18 protein-coding genes are annotated in these 20766 nt (G+C 56.4%); 7 read left to right on the plus strand and 11 right to left on the minus strand.

Annotated features, from left to right (window positions below; all coding sequences use genetic code 11):
• Positions 1-3 precede the first annotated feature (3 nt).
• The 4 genes from cyoB to hmpA all read right to left on the minus strand — a co-directional run bounded on the left by cyoB (position 4) and on the right by hmpA (position 5277).
• Positions 4-1980, minus strand: coding sequence for a cytochrome o ubiquinol oxidase subunit I (gene cyoB, locus RHM65_RS00355; RefSeq protein WP_322167920.1), 1977 nt, complete (start codon positions 1978-1980; stop codon positions 4-6).
• A 3-nt stretch (positions 1981-1983) separates the two neighbouring features.
• The gene (gene cyoA / locus RHM65_RS00360; protein ID WP_322167919.1) at positions 1984-2922 is read right to left on the minus strand and encodes a ubiquinol oxidase subunit II; all 939 of its coding nucleotides are present in this window, start codon (positions 2920-2922) and stop codon (positions 1984-1986) included.
• Between the two features lie 465 nt (positions 2923-3387).
• The gene (locus RHM65_RS00365) at positions 3388-3897 is read right to left on the minus strand and encodes a disulfide bond formation protein B (RefSeq protein WP_322167918.1); all 510 of its coding nucleotides are present in this window, start codon (positions 3895-3897) and stop codon (positions 3388-3390) included.
• Positions 3898-4092: 195 nt separating this feature from the next.
• Positions 4093-5277, minus strand: a complete 1185-nt coding sequence (gene hmpA / locus RHM65_RS00370) for an NO-inducible flavohemoprotein (RefSeq protein WP_322167917.1) — start codon at positions 5275-5277, stop codon at positions 4093-4095.
• A gap of 292 nt (positions 5278-5569) precedes the next feature.
• Here hmpA and RHM65_RS00375 point away from each other — a divergent pair, with 292 nt between their 5' ends.
• The 5 genes from RHM65_RS00375 to RHM65_RS00395 all read left to right on the plus strand — a co-directional run bounded on the left by RHM65_RS00375 (position 5570) and on the right by RHM65_RS00395 (position 9336).
• Positions 5570-6469, plus strand: coding sequence for a chemotaxis protein (locus RHM65_RS00375; protein WP_322167916.1), 900 nt, complete (start codon positions 5570-5572; stop codon positions 6467-6469).
• 65 nt (positions 6470-6534) lie between these two features.
• Entirely contained in the window at positions 6535-6990 is a 456-nt protein-coding gene (locus RHM65_RS00380; protein WP_322167915.1) for a GNAT family N-acetyltransferase, read from the plus strand.
• Between the two features lie 68 nt (positions 6991-7058).
• Positions 7059-7382, plus strand: a complete 324-nt coding sequence (locus RHM65_RS00385) for a hypothetical protein (protein ID WP_322167914.1) — start codon at positions 7059-7061, stop codon at positions 7380-7382.
• Between the two features lie 222 nt (positions 7383-7604).
• Positions 7605-8363 (plus strand): YkgJ family cysteine cluster protein, encoded by a 759-nt coding sequence (locus RHM65_RS00390; RefSeq protein WP_322167913.1) that lies wholly within the window; start codon positions 7605-7607, stop codon positions 8361-8363.
• Positions 8364-8373: 10 nt separating this feature from the next.
• On the plus strand, positions 8374-9336 hold the full coding sequence (locus RHM65_RS00395; RefSeq protein ID WP_322167912.1) for a GlxA family transcriptional regulator: 963 nt from the start codon (positions 8374-8376) through the stop codon (positions 9334-9336).
• Between the two features lie 20 nt (positions 9337-9356).
• Here RHM65_RS00395 and RHM65_RS00400 read toward each other — a convergent pair whose 3' ends face one another.
• The 7 genes from RHM65_RS00400 to RHM65_RS00430 all read right to left on the minus strand — a co-directional run bounded on the left by RHM65_RS00400 (position 9357) and on the right by RHM65_RS00430 (position 16211).
• Complete coding sequence (locus RHM65_RS00400) at positions 9357-9593, minus strand: hypothetical protein (protein ID WP_322167911.1); 237 nt, start codon at positions 9591-9593, stop codon at positions 9357-9359.
• Between the two features lie 119 nt (positions 9594-9712).
• On the minus strand, positions 9713-10702 hold the full coding sequence (locus RHM65_RS00405) for a fimbrial protein (RefSeq protein WP_322167910.1): 990 nt from the start codon (positions 10700-10702) through the stop codon (positions 9713-9715).
• On the minus strand, positions 10699-11481 hold the full coding sequence (locus tag RHM65_RS00410) for a molecular chaperone (protein ID WP_322167909.1): 783 nt from the start codon (positions 11479-11481) through the stop codon (positions 10699-10701). Before RHM65_RS00410 ends, RHM65_RS00405 begins: the two co-directional genes overlap by 4 nt.
• A complete protein-coding gene (locus RHM65_RS00415; RefSeq protein WP_416194784.1) occupies positions 11478-13937 on the minus strand; it encodes a fimbria/pilus outer membrane usher protein in 2460 nt (819 codons plus the stop codon). Before RHM65_RS00415 ends, RHM65_RS00410 begins: the two co-directional genes overlap by 4 nt.
• 231 nt (positions 13938-14168) lie before the next feature.
• Entirely contained in the window at positions 14169-14918 is a 750-nt protein-coding gene (locus tag RHM65_RS00420; RefSeq protein WP_322167908.1) for a molecular chaperone, read from the minus strand.
• 60 nt (positions 14919-14978) lie between these two features.
• Positions 14979-15560 carry a fimbrial protein gene (locus RHM65_RS00425; protein ID WP_322167907.1) on the minus strand — a complete coding sequence of 194 codons (582 nt, stop codon included), beginning with the start codon at positions 15558-15560 and terminating at the stop codon, positions 14979-14981.
• Positions 15561-15848: 288 nt separating this feature from the next.
• Positions 15849-16211, minus strand: coding sequence for a hypothetical protein (locus RHM65_RS00430; RefSeq protein ID WP_322167906.1), 363 nt, complete (start codon positions 16209-16211; stop codon positions 15849-15851).
• A 282-nt stretch (positions 16212-16493) separates the two neighbouring features.
• On the opposite strand from RHM65_RS00430, the gene RHM65_RS00435 reads away from it, so the two are divergent.
• A complete protein-coding gene (locus RHM65_RS00435) occupies positions 16494-17651 on the plus strand; it encodes an efflux RND transporter periplasmic adaptor subunit (protein WP_322167905.1) in 1158 nt (385 codons plus the stop codon).
• Positions 17648-20761 carry a multidrug efflux RND transporter permease subunit gene (locus RHM65_RS00440; protein WP_322167904.1) on the plus strand — a complete coding sequence of 1038 codons (3114 nt, stop codon included), beginning with the start codon at positions 17648-17650 and terminating at the stop codon, positions 20759-20761. Before RHM65_RS00435 ends, RHM65_RS00440 begins: the two co-directional genes overlap by 4 nt.
• The last annotated feature ends 5 nt before the right edge of the window (positions 20762-20766 follow it).

The raw sequence follows: 20766 nt of genomic DNA on the forward strand, positions 1-20766 counted from the left end.
GGTTTAAGCCTGCTTAGCCATAAGTTGAAGGCGTTCGTTTTCAATTCGCGCAACTTCTTCGGCAGGGACGTAGTAGTCGATGTCGTCGTCGTTCGAGCGAATGATGAAGGTTGCCACCATCCCGACCAGACCGATCGCAGCCAGCCACCAGATGTGCCAGATCAAAGCAAAGCCAAAGATCAGGCTGCCAAAGCCAATGTAGAAGCCCACACCGGTGTTGCGCGGCATGTGGATTTTCTTGTAATCAGCTGCGGTTTTGGTCTGGATGCCGCGCTCTTTCATTTCCCAGTACGCGTCCAGGTTGTCAACGACCGGCTGCTCGGCAAAGTTGTAGAACGGTGGCGGCGAAGAAGTTGACCACTCCAGGGTCCGGGCATCCCACGGATCGCCAGTCAGATCACGGTTCTTCTCACGGTCACGGATGCTGACAACCAGTTGAATGAGCTGGAACGCGATGCCGACCATGATGATCAACGAGCCCAGGAAGGCAGCGATGAGCCAAGGTGTCCATTGCGGGTTATCGGTGTGGTTCAGGCGACGAGTCATGCCCATGAAGCCCAAAACATAGAGCGGCATGAAAGCCAGGTAGAAGCCGACGAGCCAGCACCAGAACGCGTACTTGCCCAGGCGCTCGTTCAGCGAGAAGCCGAACGCTTTCGGGAACCAGTAGGTGAAGCCTGCCAGGTAACCGAAGACCGCACCGCCGATGATCACGTTATGGAAATGCGCGATCAGGAACAGGCTGTTGTGCAACACAAAGTCCGCGCCCGGCACCGCCAGCAGTACGCCAGTCATGCCGCCGATAGTGAAGGTTACGATAAAGCCCAACGTCCATAGAACCGGGGTGGTGAATTGAAGCCGACCGCGGAACATAGTGAACAGCCAGGTGAAGATCTTCACTCCCGTGGGAACGGCAATGATGATCGTCATGATCCCGAAGAACGCGTTGACGTTGGCACCCGACCCCATGGTGAAGAAGTGGTGCAGCCAAACAACGAACGATAGAATGGTGATTGCGATGGTCGCGTAGACCAACGATTTGTAGCCGAACAGGGTTTTCTTGGCAAACGTCGAGGTCACTTCCGAGAACACACCGAATGCCGGCAGGATCAGGATGTACACCTCAGGATGGCCCCAAGCCCAGATGAGGTTGACGTACATCATCGGGTTACCACCAAGCTCGTTGGTGAAGAAGTGCATGCCCAGGTAACGATCAAGCGTCAGCAGAATCAGGGTGGCGGTGAGGATCGGGAACGACGCCGCGATCAAGATCGCGGTGCACAGGCAGTTCCAGGTGAACACCGGCATTTTCATCAAGGTCATGCCAGGCGCACGCATTTTCAGGATGGTGACAATGAAGTTCACCCCCGTCAGCAAAGTCCCTAACCCGGATAACTGCAAGGCCCAGATGTAGTAATCGACCCCGACGCCCGGACTGTAAGCCAGGCCGGAGAGCGGTGGATAGGCAACCCAACCGGTACGGGCGAACTCGCCGACACCCAGTGACAGGTTAACCAGAACCGCACCGACGACGAACAACCAGAAGCTCAACGAGTTGAGGAACGGGAACGCAACGTCGCGAGCACCAATCTGCAGCGGTACGACGATGTTCATCAGGCCGACCATGAAAGGCATCGCCATGAAGAAAATCATGATCACACCGTGGGCGGTGAAGATCTGGTCGTAGTGTTCCGGCGGCAAATAGCCTTCGTGACCGGCGCTGGCCAAGGCCAACTGTGAGCGCATCATGAGGGCGTCGGCAAAGCCGCGCAGCAACATGACCAGCGCAACGATGATATACATCACCCCGATTTTCTTGTGGTCAACCGAAGTCAACCATTCAGACCACAGATAAACCCATTTACGGTTGTAGCTAATTAGAGCGATCACTCCCGCACCAATCAGAGCGATGACGCACAGCGTCACCATCACTATCGGAACATGGAAGGGAATCGCGTCCAGCGTTAATTTACCGAACATCTGTTACTCCTCTGCCCCGGCAGCCGAATGCTTAGTCATATCCATACCCGTCATTTCGCTCTTCTCACCCGCTTCGTGCTTCATACCGGTGCCTTTGTTCATGCCTTCATACTTATCGATGATGGTCTGGAACAGATCTGGCTGAACGGTGGCGAAGTATTCGACAGGGTGTTTCACGCTAGGCTTGGCGAGTTCGTTGAATTGCGCCAGGTCGAGCTGATTAGGTGCTTTCTTGGCAGCGGCAACCCAAGCGTCGAAATCAGCCTGTGAAGTGGCGTATGCCTTGAATTTTTGGTCGGAGAATCCTTCGCCGGTCAGGTTGGCCGCCATCCCGTCGTACACATGATTCTCGTTGGAGATCAGGTGTAATTTGGTTTCCATACCGGCCATGGCGTAGATCTGACCGCCCAGGCCTGGAATGAAGAACGAACCCATGGTGGCGTCGGAAGTGATCCGAAAGTTAACCGGTACGTTGGCCGGAAACTTGATTTCGTTGACCGTAGCGATGCCCAGGTCCGGATAGATGAACAGCCATTTCCAATCGATCATCACCACTTCAATGGTCACCGGCTTGATGGCCGAGTCCAGCGGTTTGTAAGGGTCGAGGTCGTGACTGGATTTCCAGATCAGTATGCCCAACGCGATAACGATAACGGTCGGAACGCCCCAAACAATGGCTTCGATTTTATGCGAGTGAGCCCAGTTCGGTGCGTAGGTAGCGTTGGTGTTCGAAGCGCGGTATTTCCAGGCGAACACGAACGTCATGATGATTACGGGCACAACGACCAACAACATCAGCACGGTAGCGGTGATGATCAGGTTTTTCTCGTCAATGCCTATCTGCCCTTTGGGATCAAGGACGGACATGCCGCAACCACTGAGCGCGAGCGTGCTCAAAAAGGCCAAGAAGCCTAATAATCTGGGGTACCCTTTTCTACTCATCTCACGACCTCTAAAGCAGCTTGCGCAGTCAGTTGGAATTCGAGCGCCGACACTAAAGCCTGCCGGTGTTGGCGTATTTTTTTGATCTGAATAAGGGCCTGCCAAAGCAGCTCAAGAGCCGATCGACAAATCCGAAATTATCTGTGGTTTCTTATTTGAATGGTGGCAACGGCCTGGTTAGCAGACCAATTCCATTTGGTGCGGGTGTTCTGAGGTGTCAACGCCTGATGCTGGCGCTGTCTACTAAGGTCGTAGAGACGCTGGGGGCATCGTTTCTTGCTACTGCGAGCGGTGCTGACTGGTTAATGCTGGCGATTGTAGATATGTAACCATTTGCTGACTATGACTTATTCAGCAACAGTTCATATCAGATTCTGCAAAAATCAAATACCGGGCTAAACCCGGTACAGATAAACGCCCTATATCCACAGATAATGTAGGGCATTTGAATTCTATCCTTGAAGCTCACCGAGCGCTACGGCGGTTACTCATTATTCCCAACGGAACGAGGACTATCGTTAATACAAACGCCACCAACGCCCACTGCGCCAATGACAAACCAAGTATTGGCGGATAGGGCGTGGTGCAGAAGCCATCCACTTGGAAACCCAGCGGAAACAAATACGCCAGCGGCAGGCTGTCGACGATCGGTTGAAGCACATCGATACCGCAGCTTTCGGTCGGGTGCGCAAGAATATAAGCATGACGCCCGGCCACCACCGCGCCACCTATGGCGCTGAGCATCACAAACCCCTCGAACACCGTTGTGCTAAGGCGGCCCGGCATCCACGCGCCAATGAACGCAAAAATGGCGATGAACAACAACGCATAGCGCTGCAAGATACACAGCGGGCACGGCGCCTCATCCAGCACCACCTGCATGTACAACGCACCACCAATCATCGCGAGGCAAATCACCCCCAGCAGCACCAGAAATTTCTTCTCTCGTCTCAGGTACATCAAGTTGTCGCTCATCCCTTTACCCTTCGAATGGTGTGGCACGGAGTGTAAAGGCTCAACGGCTTGATCGCCCAAGATAATCATGGGCAGTCGTTTCCAGCTCAAGCGCACAACCGCTGCCACCGGATCTGTAGGAGGGTTCGCTACATCTTCGATACCGCGCTGTCGAGCAGCAAACGCGGAACAAGTGTGGAGCGGACAAGCCTGCGCTTACAATTCCAGCGCGGCCGCAGGGCCGAAAAACTCGTAACGACTTTGCTGCTCGGGCACGCCCGCTGCCTTGAGCTGGCGCTTGATCGAGGCCATAAATCCTTTCGGACCCAAGAAGTAAGCATCTAGGTCACGGTCTTCAGGCAACCATTGCTCCAGTTGTTGTTGGTCGAGCAAACCGACTGCTTGCGCTTGGGGGCTAACGCCGTCGTCCTCGGCGTAGCAATAAAAGTGCTTCAACTGCGGATGAAGGCTCGCCAAGTCATTAACCCAATCCCGGAACGCATGCACGCCGCCATTACGCGCGCAGTGAATAAAATGCACGGGGCGCGAGGTCGACAGCGCGGTTTCAAGCATGGCCAGTGTCGGCGTAATGCCAACCCCACCGCTGATCAATACCAGCGGTTTGATACTATCGACCAAGGTGAACTCCCCCGAGGGTGTAAACAGATTGATGCGCTCGCCAACGTGCACGTGGTCATGCAGAAAATTCGACGCCACACCATGGGGTTCGCGCTTAACGCTGATACGGTACTGAATGCCATCGGCTATCGCCGACAACGAATAGTTGCGGCGCGTTTCCTCACCGTTGATAAAAAGCTGCAAGCCAATGTATTGGCCTGCGGTGTAATCCAGAACCGCCTCACCGTCGACAGGCACAAAATAGAACGAGGTAATTTCAGTACTTTCATCAACGCGACGAGCCACTTCAAATTCCCGAGCCCCGCGCCAACCGCCAACCGCCTCGGCTTTCTCCTCATAAATAACTCGCTCAGCGCCAATCAAAATATCCGACAGCTGTTTATAGGCATTGCCCCACGCCTGTAAAACTTCAGGGGTTGCGATGTCGCTGCCCAGCACCTCTTCGATGGCGCGAATCAGACAGGTGCCGACGATGGGGTAATGGTGCGGCAAGATCTGTAGCGCAACGTGCTTATTGATGATTTTCGCAACCAAATTGCCCAACTGTTCCAGCTCGTCAATGTGCCGTGCGTACATCAAAACGCCATTGGCTAGCGCACGAGGCTGATCACCACTGGCCTGGTGAGCCTGGTTAAAGAGTGGACGCACCTCGGGGTATTCCCGCAGCATCATTTGGTAGAAATACGTGGTTAAAGTTTCGCCACCGCTTTCGAGGAGTGGCACAGTGGATTTAACAATGGCACGATCATGAGCGTTCAACACGGTATGACTCCTGAGCCGCAAGGCTTTTTAACGGGTTACCTTGACTTATCAGCTTTCGTGCCATGTATTAATCCTATATAAATCAACACCTTGAATATAACGTGTCAAATTGACACTTCCAGAATCGAAGTCAAAAAGACGCAGGCGTGTCTTAATGACTACAGATGCAACGCACCACCGATGACCTTGGGCGCAAATGCTCCTCAAGCCTGCTCCAGGCAAGTCGATAACCCGGCATCGAAAGCTGTTCGCCGCTCATGTACAGCGACGCCTTTAATTCCAGAAGGTTTATATGTCCTCGAATAAAGCCCGCGCAGACTCTCTATCGTTGCTGCTGTTTACCTTGCGCAGCGGCAAAATGATGGCGATCAACTTGCTCAAAGTCAGCGAAATCATCCCCTGCCCTCCCCTGACCCGTTTGCCCGAATCCCACCCACACGTTCAAGGCGTCGCGGTCTTGCGCGGCTTGTCGTTGTCGGTGATCGACCTCAGCCGAGCCATCGGTGAGCAACCGCTGTTGGACCCGTCGGGTGGATGCCTGATCGTCACCGACGTGAGCCGTTCCAAGCAGGGCCTGCATGTCCAGGCGGTGAGCAAGATTGTCCATTGCCTGACCACCGACATCCGCCCCCCACCTTACGGCTCCGGCAACCGATCATTTATCACCGGCGTCACCCAAGTCGATGGCGTGCTAGTACAGGTTTTGGACATCGAAAAAGTCATCCACGGCATTGCTCCGGCAAAAATTGTCACTGAACCCGCTCAATTGAGCGAAGACGAAGCCCGGGTTTTGTCCAAGGCCAATATTCTGCTGGTGGACGACAGTCAGGTGGCCTTGCAGCAATCCCTGATTACACTGCGCACCCTTGGGGTTCATTGCCACACGGCACGCAGCGCCAAAGAAGCCATCGATCAACTGCTTGAACTACAAGGCACCGCCGAGCAGATCAATGTGGTGGTTTCTGACATTGAAATGTCGGAGATGGATGGCTTTGCATTTACCAGAACGTTGCGCGAGACACCGGATTTCAAGGATTTGTACGTGCTGCTGCACACCTCCCTAGACAGCAAAATGAACAGCGACAAAGCCAGCGCTGCCGGGGCGAACGCTGTGCTGACTAAATTTTCTTCTCCCGAGTTGACTAAATGCTTGATTCAAGCGGCCCGTACGGTCGAGGCCCAAGGCATCTAAACCCAGCCGACTCAGAAGAAGCGTCCGTAACGCTGAGTCATAATTGCGGCCCGTACTGTTGGCTAATGCGGCGTGACGTCCGTCAAGCCAGCAGTCCCCGGCAATGGCCCGGCAGCAGCCATCGAGTCAGGTTCAGCGCAGACATCGCGCCGCAGTTACACGCGCTTTTAGTCATCGGTTACCAACACGGCGGCGGCAGCGTTGCGCCGTATGAGGCTTGGAGCAGTAAGTGCGCTACGGGGCCGGAGTCAGACCCTTCGCTGTGGATAATTGCCGCGGATGAACACGGTTTGATCGGCGCGGCGCACTGCTGGACCAGCGCCTTCATCCGCGATCTGGTGGTCCACCCCCGCGCTCGGCGCCAAGGGCTGGCGCAAGCCTTGCTGAGTCACGCTTTTCATCAATTCCACCTGCGCGGCGAAGCCAGTGTCGACCTCAATGTGCTGGAGACCAATCACGCCGCTCGATGCCTGTATGAAACATCCGGCATGAGTTATGTCCAACGCTCCGCCGTTGACTAACGAGCCCCCACCGAGCCTGTCTGCCATAATTTGGCATTCAATGGACACTGCTCAAAGAGGAACCCGACATGAAAGCATCCCTGCTATTGCTCACAGGCCTTATGGTCATTGGCGCCCAAGCCAATGCATCCAGCGACCAAGCGTGGAGTGATTTGGATAAAGCAATCATCGCCAGCTGTGTGAAAGCCAGCCAACTCAAAGACGTGAAACCGGCAGGCACCGCAGCGCTGTTCGACGACAGCATCGGCTACAGCGCGCTGCTGCTCAAAGGTCACTACCCACAAGCGCACATGAAAAACAAAGTCGGCACCGAGCTGTGCCTGTATCAGCGCCAAAGCCAAACGGCGGTGGTCACCGAATGGGACTCAATGCTAACTCCCGCGAAAAAGTAAGCGCGACCTCTGATTCGCCGCACACACGATCTGATCGGGGCGGTCGCCAAAATATGCCTAACTAGCCACCGCCTTGCCAGCATGGTTTAAACAGCTCACGCGCGCCCCCCCGTACCAACCCCGCTTCAATGGCGTACAACTTGCTACAAACCTGCTTCGGCAGTGACGGTGCGGGTAAATCTGTCACCCTCATCACGCGCTCTAATTTGGCTTTCCACTTCAATGAATACTCAATTTTCTTGTGTAGGGTGCGGCAAGTGCTGCACTGACCATCACGTCCCCCTGACATTGCTCGAAGCCAGACAATGGGCGGCCGATGGCGGTTCGGTGATCGTATTGGCCGAGGCTTTTCTTGAAGATGGATACGGCGTATCAGCGCTGCAACGTACCCACGCACAGCGTCGCTCATGCCAGGTTCCCAGCGGCAGCGCGAGTGTTTACGTGGCCATCACCTTCGCCGCGTATAACCTGGGACCTTGCCGGAATCTTGACGCAGAAAACCTGTGCCGCATCTATGACCGTCGCCCGCTGGTGTGCCGGATTTATCCAATGGAGATCAATCCCCAGATCCCGTTACGACCCGAGGCCAAAGACTGCCCGCCCCAAGCGTGGGAACAGGGACCGGACTTCATCCTCGGAGGCCAAGTGGTGGACGCTCAACTGATAGCTCTCATCGAACAATCGCGGCAGGCAGACCGCGATGAGGTGGCCACCAAAGACGCCATCTGCAAGGTACTGGGGATTCGCACCGCCGCACTCAAGGGCGATGGCTTCACCGCTTATCTGCCGGACATGGCTGCCTTCGCCGCCGCCCTGCAAAAAATCGGCGAGGCCGCTACGTTGCCGCAACTGTCCGCCGAGTCGGGTTGGTCATTTCACGTGTCAGGCCCGCAAATCGCCGATACCCTAAGATCGGCTGGCGCTCAGGTGGTCACCCGTGAGCCCCTGAACTACACCTTCATCTCCTTACAACAGACGTGAACGATCATCAATGAAGAGCGTGGCGATTGTGATTTTTCCCGGCGTCCAGTCATTGGACGTCGCCGGGCCATTGGATGTGTTCGCTGAAGCTAACCGTTTTGTCCCGGCGGCCAGCAGCTACCGCATCGTGACAATTGGCACCGCGCCCTTTCCGATCATGGCGTCCAACGGCATGCCGCTGGGTGCCGAGTTCGCGATCGAAGATGCTCCCTATGCCTTTGATGTAGTGCTGGTGCCGGGTGGTCCGCTGTTGCCGGAAACCGCGGCCCTCCCGGCTATAACCGCCTGGTTACGCAAAGCGGTGCCGTTGGCCGGGCGCTATGGGTCGATCTGCACCGGCGCATTTATTTTGGGACACGCCGGACTGCTCGATGGCAAACAGGCGGCAACGCACTGGAGCCACGCGCACCAACTGTCCGAGCAATTTCCTTTGGCGCGTGTCGAACCTGACCGGATTTATGTGCGCGATGGCCGGCTCATGACCTCCGCGGGGGTTACCGCCGGGATCGACATGGCCTTGGCATTGGTCTCGGAAGACCACGGGGCCGCAGTGGCATTGTTGGTGGCCAAGCGTTTGTTGGTGGTAGTGCAGCGCCAGGGCGGGCAATCGCAGTTCAGCCCGTATCTGATAGCGCCCGACGATGACAGCTCACCGGTGGCGAAAATCCAGCGCTACGTCATGGAACACATCGCCGAGCCATTCTCCGTGGAGCGGCTGGCGGAAGTGGTCGCCATGAGTCCGCGAAGCTTTGCGCGAATCTTCGCCCGAGACGCGAAAGTGACCCCAGCTGAGTTCGTGCAACGGGCGCGGATCGACGCCGCGCGTCATTTGCTCGAAGGCAGCCAATTAGCGATCAAGGCGGTGGCCTATCACTGCGGCTTTGGCAGTGCCAGCCGCATGCGCCTGATTTTCAGCCAGCGCCTGGGGGTAACGCCGACCCAGTACCGCGAACGCTTTCAGCAGCATGCCTAAGCGCTAAACACGCTAAGGGATCAGCGTTTGCCCATGGACTTGCGCGTGCCATGCGGCGCAGCACCAGGAATCTTGTTGTGGCTGGCTTTGCCGGACTTCTTGTAATACGGCTCTTCCAAGGTCTTCACCGGCGCAAAGTCAGCAGGTTTGAACGAAAACTTGAAGTCGGGAATGATCGCAGCTTTCTTACCTGCGACGATCTCGGTGCCCGGCTCGGCGACGGCTTCAGGAGCTGGCGTGTGTACGGGGGTAGTCATGGAAGCTCCAAAAGTATCGAGTCAGTCGTGTGGCGAATGATGGGCAGTCGCCCAAGGTCGCGCAGCATACCTGAATCCCAGCCGGCCCGCCGCCACCGCCTCCAACCTCCCATCGCCTTCTATTTGTAAAACAAGTCGATGATGACTTCGGCCTCAAACGCACCTGCTTTGGGGTTGGGGGTTTGCCAGACTAATTCAGCATCGAAATCAGCTTTGGCGGACGCGTCATTTCCCAGCAGATCGGCCAGATGGAACGGCTGGTTATACGGCAGCGTGGCCCCATTGCTGGCATTGACGATGCGGATGCCAACACCGTCGTTGGCCACTGGCACCAGAAAATCCCCCGACACGATGCCCGAGACCGGTTTGAACTGCGCGCCGAGGCTGAAAGGCGTGTCACAGGTGCGGTTGGTCACCAACGAAAACGGCCGCCGATCAATCACCCGGCCCACCGCCACCTGCTGAATACCTATCGCGCCAAACTCGACGGTCTCCGGAATGACCTGCAGTTGGGCATCACAGGCGATAAACCGCAGGCCGTTCAGGTTGTTGATGACGTAACTGAGGTTATAACCGGGCAACGGGTTCAGCCCCGCCGCGCTGTCCAATTGCAGCAAGCGGTAGTCCAACAATTGGCTGGCCACGCCCGAAGGCGGCGTCGGACCGAATTTTTCGATGAATACCGATAAGGCCAAATTGAAGCTGATACGCGGACATGCGCCAATGTTCGCATCCCCTTCGCTGCACACCGGCAGGCTTTGGCCAGTGCTGAACCGGCCACTGTTTTGGAGATAGTCGACACCATTGAGGGTCAGTCCAGCCCGGATACCCTGCCCGATCAGCCGGTTGTCCGGGTTGAGGTAAATGAAAACCTCTTCCTGCTGAGCCTGCAAACCATCTTTGTAGCACTCGACCTGAACGTTGAACTGCTCCGAGCGCCAGACAATCGTGCCCTCTGGAGCCGACGCAGGGATAGCGACCGTGCTGCCGAGATCAGCCTGGATCACGGAAGCCCCCGTTCCCTTGTCTTTGCACACCAACGCGAAACAGGTCGCCGGAATGAACAGTAATAACGCCAATAGGGAGCGGATCCGTCGGGTGTAGGTCATGGTTGAACATCCTTGAGAGAAGCGGCGGCCGGCCGCAAACGAGCGTTGAACGGCGAACGCCCTTCAACCTCAGCGCTGTAATAACGCTGACCGCCATAGTCGGTGAGTGCCGTGAAGGACAAGTGATGCCACCCTGGATTGCCGGGCGCGACAGCACCCAGTGGCAAGTTGTGGGTCATCCCCGGTGGCAGCAATTGATAATCGCTGACGAGCTGTTTCCCCGCCGTGCCGTCGAGTTGCAGGTGTTGTAACGAGACGTGGTAAGCCGTGGGATTACTGACCCGCAGAAAACTCGCACCGTCCTCGTCACGCATCAGACTCCACAGCAACGCCTCGGCAGTTTGTGCCGGGTCGCCAGACAAACCCTGCGGTCGATAAAACACGTTGATGCGTTGGCGAATCGCAATGCTTAGCTGGTTCTCACCCTCCACCCGCCGGGGAATTTCCATCACGTACAAATGCAGCAGAGACTCGCGCGTCTGGGGCCTGCCGACGCCTTCATACAGAAGACGCAATGCCTGCTTGCCGTTGGCCGACAGTTGAGACAAATGCGGCGTCAGCGCAAAAGGCAAGTTGTGAGACTGATCGGCGTCGAGATCTTCTGCGTCGCTGAGCCACGCCTGGAGCAGCACCTCATGATTGCTACGATTAACCACCTCAATGCTGACTTCGCGAAATGCACCGTCGAAGATCAATCGCGTTCCGCTCAACGACACAGCGGCCTGTGCAGCACTGACGGTGAGCAACAGGCCCATCCACAACCAACTTGATCGAATCATTGGCAGGTGACCTTTAGTCGTTCATAGGCCCGGGCCGGGTCTTTAGGCGGCAAGCGGTAAGGTACTTGGCAGCTTTGATCGGACCACTTGACCCGCAGCACGCCCGCGTCCTGATCGCTCAAAACCAGTGCGCGACTGGTGGGATCGACCACCGCCAACGGCTTGCCTTGTTCATCTTCAACCGTGGCGCCCAGCGGCACTTTGCTGCCATCGGCACGCACCAGTTCGAATTGCACCCGGCGCCCTATGGACGCGTTGAAATGCACCACACTCACCGCGCCGCGCCTGGGCACCACCTGAACGATGGCGTCTTCGACATCGATGTCGGCGCCCAAACGCCGCGTATCCAGTGCAACCCAATTCGTGCGATAGGGCTGGGCATAAGGCAGCACGGCATAACCATTGGCCGACGTTTCAACGTTGTTGTAGTTGGTCAGCTTCGCGCCTTTGACCTGTGGCACTTGCACCAGCGCGAAGGTTTCACCCAAGGGTTGCCCGAAGTTAATCCCGCCGCTGTGGCCCACCAATGAACCGGAAGCCCCGAGGCTCATTGCATCGTAATCACGGCCTTGGCTATACCCTGCTTCGAAACGGCCATACGGCTTCGTGGTCGTGAGTTTTCCCGAGCCAAACGAGCCAGCGCTACGGTCGTGTCCGGCCTGGACCGAGTAGAAGCTATTTCGGTCTTCCAACATTTGGCCATTGAGCCCCGCTTGGGCGTTGTAATCGCCGCCGCTGTCGCGAACCAGATTGAACGAAGCCCTCGACGATGTTGAGCTTGACCCCAACGGCACTGTCACGCCCACAGAGAGGCGATGGTCAGTGTTCGCTTGCCCATCCGCATTCATCTGCTGATTACGCTCGACCGACAGACTGTAACTGATGGTTTTCCACGCGGCGTTGTACGACAAAAAAAGCTGACGGGTTTTACCTGGCAAGTTCCAATAGCGCTGATCGCTGGCGGTGAGGCTCAACGAGCCTGACTGCGCGGGCAACGATTGACTGATGTTGACTTCCAGCCGGTCTTTTGCCCGACCGACCACGGTTTGACCAATACGCTCGGCCTGTTCATCAACGTGGTCTTCCAGCGTGCGAAATTGGTCCGTGGAATAACGGTAGCCTGCGACGGCAAAGGTGGTGCGGGTCATATCCAGGGTGTTGGCGTAACGCAGGCGAACGCTTTGCCCTTTTCGGGATTGCGCGCGGATCTCACTGATGGACTGCGTGAGGTCCGCCGAAAAAGCCCCCACTGGCGAGTTGATACCGGCGCCAAGGTTGCCCGCCTGATAATCCTGCGCCCATTGCACACCCCCAAAACCGGTTAGCCGCTCGGACACTCCATAAACCAGCGTGCCAGTGGTGAACGCGGGTGTTGCCTGGTAGTCGCTATTGCTGTCGTATTGCCCAAGGGCGAAACTGTAGCGCAGGGCCCCCTGCGGAATCATGATCGGTAACGACGCAAACGTCTGAGTGAATGAACGCGTACTCCCATTCGCTTCGACGACGGTGACCAAAAGGTCGCCATTGGAACCGCTGGGGTAAATGTCACTGATTTCGAACGGACCGGGGGAGACGGTGCTGCTGTACAACAAATAACCGTTTTGACGGACTTCCACCGTGGCATTGGTTTCGGCAATACCCCGAATCGTTGGCGCATACACCCGCTCACTGTCGGGCAGCATGCCGTCATCCGAATCAATCGCCGCGCCTCTAAACCGCACACTGTCGAAAATCAATGAATTTGAATAGACCTCACCGAGGGTGAGCTGGCTCCTGAGCGCCGTCAGGTCACGCTGGGCGTAGGTACGATTGCTAGCGAACCGATAAGGCTGATTGCCGCCATAGGTCAGCGAGGATTCATTGCGCAGGCGCCACGCGCCGAGGTTAAAACCGTTGCGCAGCCCCAAATAATATTGGTCAGTCTGCTCTTGCTGATTGTGCCGGCGCACCGCACTGAAGTTGTAATTGATAAACGCGGCGGTATCGCCCTCGTCCCACAGTTCTGGTTCCACGTAACCCCGAGCGCTACGCGCCATCGCGGCCTGGGGCACGCTGATGGACAAGCGCAGGCTATTGGGTTGGTATTCGACGCGTGCGAACTGCAGGTGTGTTGGTAAATCAAAACACGCCGTTGGTAGTCCGTCGCTTACTGAGTCAGAAGCCTGCTGCAAGCGCTCAATGTCGAGACCAAAACTCTGGAGCATGTCCAGCGTCAGGCAAGGCTCCACCTTCTTCGATGTCGGGCTTTGCACAAAACGGATGTCACGACGCCCGGCCAAGGTGCGATTGACGTAGACGTCGATACTGTAGGTGCCGGGCAACACGCTGTTCCCACGTAAAAACTCTTCGAGGTCCGCCGGCTCGTTGGTGCCCTGAATAAAAGCAGTATTAAAGGTGACGGGAGCGCTCGGCGAAGAGGTGCTGGCTTGATCGGCTGTTGCGGTCAGCGCAGTCATCGACGCCATGGCGACGCCGACACTGAGCGCACTCAGCTTGCTCGATGCACGCTCTGAAAAATGGCTTGCGAAAAATCGTTTGCTGTTAAGCGGGTACCGTTCCATGTGCAGTTATCACTCAATCCTTGGAGTACAGTCGCGCTGCAGAGTCCTTTCGCACAGGCGCAACCCGCCGAGGATGCGCACAGGTCGCAACTCGGATTGCTCGGTATATGAAGAGGTTTTTAATCGCTATTGGGGAGCGCGATCGTTTTTTTGGAGCACGACGGCACTGGCGATTTCACGCCCGTTTAAGGTGGCGCGATATTGCACCTGCCCACCGAAGTCATTGATGCTGATGAAGCTGACGGACACCGGTCGGTCCCCTGACGGTTTGCTCAGCGTAATGTCCAGCGAATGTTTCGGAGCCAGCATATGACTCTCCTTGTTCATCACCTGAGTGGCGCCGTCATGGGCCTCAATTCGGACCATGGACACGTGGTATGAACCTGGATTACTCACCCGCAGCACGTCATTGCGTAAAAGCTGCCATCGCAGCGTTTGCGGTGCCTCGGCAGGTACATCCCTTAATCCCTGAGGGCGGAAAAACACTTTGATGCGCTGACGAATAGCGATCTGCAAAGCGTTGGCCGCGGCGGTCTGCGGGATCTCTTGAACATTGAGCCAGAACACCGACTCGCGATCCTGAGGCATGTCTGAACCGGCATACATGATCCGCAACAGTTGCTTACCGTCGCCCGGCATGCGAGTTAAGGCAGGGGTGATGACGAACGGCAAATTACCCGTCTCTTCGGCAGTGGCTTCAAGCCAGGATTGCAAAAGGATTTCCCCGCCGCCGCTGTTGTGTACGCCGAAACTGACTTCTTTGTCCTGTGCGGGATAAATGATGCGGGTGGTGTTGAGCACAATGCCCGCTTGAACGCCGGCGGCCGTTATGAGCGCCAGCAATAAGCAGGCGTATCGAATCGGGGTGTAAACCATGATGGCAGTCGCCTGAAAACGAAGTGTGACGGAGTGAGAAAACTCACCCCGTCAATGCTGTTACTCGTAGTCCAGTACGAAAGGCATGAAGCCGTCCGCGTTACCTGGATTGGTCGGCGTGCCGTTAAGCACGTAGACCGCACCGAAATTCAGCTCAGCCGTTGCGCCTCCAGCACCATCCTTGATCAATGGCTTGTCGATGGTTTCGGTACCGCTCAAGTCCATGATCTGGTTCTGAGCGTTCAGCAGGCCAATACCCACGCCATCCGCAGCGCCCGTAGTGCGCAACAGTTTGGAGTCGTTGTTATCCAAACCGCTGCCGGAGCGGGCAACGAAGCGCATTTTTACCGTGCTGTATTGCTCAACGCCCGCACTGCAGTTGACCAGTAACTGAACTGGCGTAGCGGTTTCCAGCTTGGTATCGCTTGCAGCGCCAATATCAGAGAACGATACGTTGCCCAGATCAACGTTGATGTCCCCATTAGGACCCGCGCCAACGCCAGCGCCCGGGCCGACTGCGCAGGAAATGTTCGTCAGCGTGCCGTTGAACACCAATTTCCCGTTATTTGCAGCGTTTGCAGTGCTCATTGCACCCAAACCAACAGCGCCCAGTACAGCTAATGCGAGAGAGAGTTTTTTCATAAGAATAACATTCCTTGTGTGTGTTCATGTTTGCCCATCACTGGACGAGCTGAACTATAACGATCCGATCCAAAGGCCGCTGTCAGAATAACCATCTTATTGATAACGACTTGGCAACAGTGGATGCAGGCCTTTTCCGTAGGCAAATTCAGATTAATGATTAAACACCCAAAAAACCGGGGCTTACAGCGCGGACACAACATGTAAAACCTTGGCAAAGGTAGGAATTACGAATAGGTAACTTAGAGAGTGTATGAAGCTGAAACCATTTTTAGGGTGAGTTACTGACTATTGATAGGTCACGATGACAACTCCGACGGCGGATGTGTCATTTTTAGCGGCGCCGCCGAATGACACATTGAAGGCCGCGTCATCGCCGCTGCAAGCATTGCGATAGCGGTCCAGGCCCACGATGACAGGGGGTGAAACCCGAATCAGCTGTGTCTGCCTCAAGGATTTCATGTCAACCAACCGCCGGACCTCGCACGATGATCTGACAACCTGGCCTTTGAATTTAATACCGTCACCATTGGCGACAACTTCGGCGCTGAAAGCCAGAATCACTATAGAAAACAGGATAAAACCCACTGTTTTTTTGCTCATCGCACTGCTCCGCCTGAAGCGTTTCACTCTAAGAAAGGAAAGCTTCATGTAGGAACTTTCCTATCTTTTCTTTCAGCAACCTTTCAACACGCGTTCAATCATTTACATTAAAAAACAATATTCGCAACTTCGGATCTCTATTATTTTTATCGGCAGAAACAGTCGTGCCTTGAGTTTTTCCAAGATCCCTCAGCGTTTGCTGACAATTCTGTCAGTTAGCCGTCAGTTTGCTGACCCTATGGGAGGGCTATAACGAAAGAGCTGACTCCTGGATGCTCGACCCACCTTTCGAGCCCCCTTCTTCTTGACCTGCCCCGGCGACAATCCAGCATGCGTAAACCGACCCGAACCGTATTCGCCGCCCTCATCGTCATCGCGCTCATCGCGCTGATTGGCTGGTTTTTCATTCGCCCGGCTGCCGCCAAGGTCTCAGCACCCTCTGCTATCCCGGTACGGGTCATCAGCGTGGTCAAAGAAGACGTGCCGCGTTATGTCAGCGGCATCGGATCAGTGTTGTCGTTGCACAGTGTTATCGTCCGTCCGCAGGTAGACGGCATCCTGACCAAGCTGCTGGTCAAGGAAGGACAGCAAGTCAAAGCCGGTGATCTGTTGGCAACCATTGATGACCGCTCGATACGCGCCACGCTGGCCCAAGCCCAGGCCGAACTGGCACAAAGCCAGGCGCAATTAGACGTGGCGCAACTCAACTTGAAACGCTATAGCTTGCTGACCACCGACAACAGCATTTCCAAGCAGACTTTCGACCAGCAACAGGCGCTGGTGCATCAGCTTGAAGCCACGTCACTGGGCAATAAAGCATCGATCAGTGCCTCCCAAGTTCAACTGTCCTACACCCAGATTCACTCACCGGTGACCGGGCGCGTCGGTATTCGTACCGTCGATGAAGGTAATTTCCTGCGGGTAAGTGACACCGACGGTTTGTTCTCTGTGACGCAAATTGACCCGGTGTCCGTCGAGTTTTCTTTACCGCAGCAAATGCTGCCGACCTTGCAGGGTCTTGTTCACGCCACGACCCCAGCGGTGGTTAACGCCTATATCGGCGACGGCGATAACGGCACGTTGTTAGGCCAAGGCACGTTGACCTTGATCGACAATCAGGTCGCGGCCAATACCGGCACCATTCGCGCCAAGGCCGAATTCAGCAATCCAGACGAAAAGCTCTGGCCGGGCCAGTTGGTGACGATCAGGATTCAAACCGCTGTAGACCGTGACGCGCTTAAGGTTCCGCCCCAGGTGGTCCAGCGCGGCATCGACAACCATTTCGCCTACCGGGTGAACGGCGGAAAAGTCGAAGTGGTGCCGGTTGAAGTGCTGTATCAGGACAGCAACCTGACCCTGATCAAAGGCCCGAACGCGGGTGATGTACTGGTCAGCGACGGCCAGTCGCGACTAAAACCAGGGTCGCGCGTTGATATTCTCGGCAATCAACCGGCCAGCCAAGACGCCGCGCTGGAGAACGCACGATGAAAGGTAAAGGCTCACCTTCTGCATGGTGCGTCGATCATCCGGTCGCAACCTTGCTGCTGACATTCGCCATGGTGCTGCTCGGTCTGATCGCCTTTCCGCGCTTACCGATAGCGCCGCTGCCGGAAGCTGAGTTCCCGACGATTCAGGTCACCGCCTCCTTGCCCGGCGCCAGCCCGGAAACCATGGCGTCTTCGGTTGCTACACCGCTGGAAGTCCAGTTCAGCGCCGTCCCCGGCATCATCCAGATGACGTCCAGCAGCGCGCTGGGTTCCACCAACTTGACACTGCAATTCAGCCTCAATAAAAGCATCGACACCGCCGCGCAAGAAGTTCAAGCAGCAATCAACACCGCGGCAGGCAGGCTGCCCGCCGACCTGCCAAGCTTGCCCACGTGGCGCAAAGTAAACCCGGCAGACAGCCCGGTGCTGATTCTGAGCGTCAGCTCCAACCTGATGCCCGGTAACCAGCTCAGTGATATCACCGAATCGCTGCTCGCTCGCCAACTCAGCCAGATTGACGGCGTAGGATTGGTCAACATTACCGGTCAGCAACGTCCGGCGATTCGAGTGCAGGCCGCACCGGAGAAGTTGGCGGCCCTCGGTTTGACCCTTGCCGACATTCGCGTGGCGCTGCAACAGACCAGCTTGAACCTGGCCAAAGGCGCGCTCTACGGCAAAAACAATGTATCGACCATTTCGTCCAACGATCAGCTGTTCCAGGCCCAAGACTACGAACCGCTGATCATTTCCTATAAAAACGGCGCCCCCGTACACCTGAAGGACGTCGCCCGGGTAATCAACGGTTCGGAAAACGCCTACGTCAAAGCCTGGACCGGCGATCAACAGGGCGTGAATATCGTGGTCTTCCGTCAGCCCGGCGCGAACATTGTCGACACCGTAGACCGCATCCAACGCGAATTGCCGCGCCTGCAAGAAATGCTACCGGCCTCGGTGGACGTTTCGATTCTGGTGGACCGAACCAAAACCATTCGCGCCTCGCTGCATGAGGTCGAAATCACCCTGTTGATCGCCATCCTGTTGGTGGTCGCGGTCATGGCCTTGTTCCTGCGCCAATTGTCCGCAACGCTGATCGTCAGCGCCGTATTAGGCGTATCGCTGATTTCCAGTTTCGCGATGATGTACGTCGCCGGTTTCAGCCTGAACAACTTGACGCTGGTGGCGATCGTGGTGGCCGTGGGGTTTGTGGTCGATGATGCGATTGTGGTGGTGGAAAACATCCACCGTCACCTCGAAGCGGGCGACGGCATGCGCGAAGCCGCGATCAAAGGGTCAGGCGAAATTGGTTTCACCGTGGTCTCCATCAGCTTCTCGCTGGTCGCAGCGTTCATCCCCCTGCTGTTCATGGGCGGCGTGGTCGGGCGGCTGTTCAAGGAATTTGCGCTGACGGCCACTGCGACCATTTTGATTTCAGTGGTGGTGTCCCTGACGCTGGCGCCGACCCTCGCAGCGTTGTTCATGCGTGCGCCTAAACACGACCCTCACGCCAAACCCGGTTTCGGCGAGCGTTTAGTAGCGCTGTATGAGCGTGGCTTACGCAAGGCGCTGGCTCACCAACGGGCAATGCTGAGCATTTTCGGCATCACCTTGGTGCTCGCCATCGTCGGTTATGTGTTCATTCCCAAGGGCTTCTTCCCGGTGCAGGATACGGCGTTCGTGCTGGGCACCAGCGAGGCCGCTGCCGATATTTCCTACCCGGACATGGTCGAAAAACACTTGGCGTTGGCGAAAATCGTCGGCGAAGACCCCGCCGTTCAAGCGTTCTCGCATTCGGTGGGCGTCACCGGCAGTAACCAGACCATCGCCAACGGGCGCTTCTGGATTGCGCTGAAAAACCGCAGTGATCGCGACGTTTCCGTCAGCGAGTTCATCGACCGTTTGCGACCGAAACTGGCCAAAGTGCCGGGCATCGTTTTGTACTTGCGGGCGGGCCAAGACATCAACCTCAGTTCGGGGCCGAGTCGCGCTCAATACCAGTACGTGCTCAAGAGCAATGATGGCCAACTCCTCAACACCTGGACCCAACGCCTAACCGAAAAACTGCGCGAAAGCCCGGCGTTTCGTGACCTGTCCAACGACTTGCAACTGGGTGGCAGCATTACCCATATCAGCATTGATCGCACCGCCGCAGCCCGCTTTGGCCTGACCACCAGCGACGTCGATCAGGCGTTATACGATGCGTTCGGGCAGCGGCAGATTAATGAATTCCAGACCGACATCAACCAATACAAAGTGATTCTCGAACTCGCTGCCGAGCAACGCGGCAAAGCCGAGAGCCTGAATTATTTCTACCTGCGCTCGCCCCTCAGCGGCGAAATGGTCCCACTGTCAGCGTTGGCCAAGGTCGATCCACCGAGCGTGGGACCGCTGTCGATCAGCCATGACGGCATGTTCCCGGCCGCCAACCTGTCCTTTAACCTCGCACCAGGCGTGGCGTTGGGCGATGCGGTGCTAATGCTCAATCAGGCCAAAGCCGACATCGGCATGCCAGACGCCATCATCGGCGCCTTCCAAGGCGCGGCGCAGGCGTTTCAGAGTTCATTGGCCAACCAACCCTGGCTGGTATTGGCGGCGCTGGTTGCGGTGTACATCATCCTAGGCGTGCTATACGAAAGCTTTGTCCATCCGCTGACGATCATCTCCACGCTGCCATCCGCAGGTATCGGCGCACTGTTGCTGCTGTGGTTGATGGGTCAGGATTTCTCAATCATGGCCTTGATCGGCATCGTGCTATTGATCGGTATCGTCAAGAAAAACGGTATCCTGCTGGTCGACTTTGCTCTCGATGCACAACGCAATCGTGGGCTAAACCCTGAAGACGCCATCTTTGAAGCCTGTCTGACGCGTTTTCGACCGATCATCATGACCACCTTGGCGGCCTTGCTCGGCGCCTTACCGCTAATGCTCGGCTACGGGGTCGGCGCGGAGCTGCGCCAACCGTTGGGTATCGCGGTGGTTGGGGGTTTGCTGGTCAGTCAGGTACTAACGCTATTCACCACACCCGTGATTTATCTGCAGCTTGAACGGCTGTTTCACCGGCGCGAGCCAAAACCTGCGGCTGGGCCAGCGCCGGTTCTGGCCATAGACAAGTGAGTGTC

It is taken from the genome of Pseudomonas sp. CCI4.2 (assembly GCF_034350045.1).
GTDB lineage: Bacteria > Pseudomonadota > Gammaproteobacteria > Pseudomonadales > Pseudomonadaceae > Aquipseudomonas.

Excerpts from the sequence above, each read along its gene's own strand:
- cyoB (WP_322167920.1), bottom strand. The coding sequence starts at position 1,980 with ATGTTCGGTAAATTAACGCTGGACGCGATTCCCTTCCATGTTCCGATA.
- cyoA (WP_322167919.1), bottom strand. The coding sequence starts at position 2,922 with ATGAGTAGAAAAGGGTACCCCAGATTATTAGGCTTCTTGGCCTTTTTG.
- RHM65_RS00365 (WP_322167918.1), bottom strand. The coding sequence starts at position 3,897 with ATGAGCGACAACTTGATGTACCTGAGACGAGAGAAGAAATTTCTGGTG.
- RHM65_RS00375 (WP_322167916.1), top strand. The coding sequence starts at position 5,570 with ATGTCCTCGAATAAAGCCCGCGCAGACTCTCTATCGTTGCTGCTGTTT.
- RHM65_RS00380 (WP_322167915.1), top strand. The coding sequence starts at position 6,535 with ATGCGGCGTGACGTCCGTCAAGCCAGCAGTCCCCGGCAATGGCCCGGC.
- RHM65_RS00385 (WP_322167914.1), top strand. The coding sequence starts at position 7,059 with ATGAAAGCATCCCTGCTATTGCTCACAGGCCTTATGGTCATTGGCGCC.
- RHM65_RS00390 (WP_322167913.1), top strand. The coding sequence starts at position 7,605 with ATGAATACTCAATTTTCTTGTGTAGGGTGCGGCAAGTGCTGCACTGAC.
- RHM65_RS00395 (WP_322167912.1), top strand. The coding sequence starts at position 8,374 with ATGAAGAGCGTGGCGATTGTGATTTTTCCCGGCGTCCAGTCATTGGAC.
- RHM65_RS00400 (WP_322167911.1), bottom strand. The coding sequence starts at position 9,593 with ATGACTACCCCCGTACACACGCCAGCTCCTGAAGCCGTCGCCGAGCCG.
- RHM65_RS00405 (WP_322167910.1), bottom strand. The coding sequence starts at position 10,702 with ATGACCTACACCCGACGGATCCGCTCCCTATTGGCGTTATTACTGTTC.
- RHM65_RS00410 (WP_322167909.1), bottom strand. The coding sequence starts at position 11,481 with ATGATTCGATCAAGTTGGTTGTGGATGGGCCTGTTGCTCACCGTCAGT.
- RHM65_RS00415 (WP_416194784.1), bottom strand. The coding sequence starts at position 13,937 with ATGACTGCGCTGACCGCAACAGCCGATCAAGCCAGCACCTCTTCGCCG.
- RHM65_RS00420 (WP_322167908.1), bottom strand. The coding sequence starts at position 14,918 with ATGGTTTACACCCCGATTCGATACGCCTGCTTATTGCTGGCGCTCATA.
- RHM65_RS00425 (WP_322167907.1), bottom strand. The coding sequence starts at position 15,560 with ATGAAAAAACTCTCTCTCGCATTAGCTGTACTGGGCGCTGTTGGTTTG.
- RHM65_RS00430 (WP_322167906.1), bottom strand. The coding sequence starts at position 16,211 with ATGAAGCTTTCCTTTCTTAGAGTGAAACGCTTCAGGCGGAGCAGTGCG.
- RHM65_RS00435 (WP_322167905.1), top strand. The coding sequence starts at position 16,494 with ATGCGTAAACCGACCCGAACCGTATTCGCCGCCCTCATCGTCATCGCG.
- RHM65_RS00440 (WP_322167904.1), top strand. The coding sequence starts at position 17,648 with ATGAAAGGTAAAGGCTCACCTTCTGCATGGTGCGTCGATCATCCGGTC.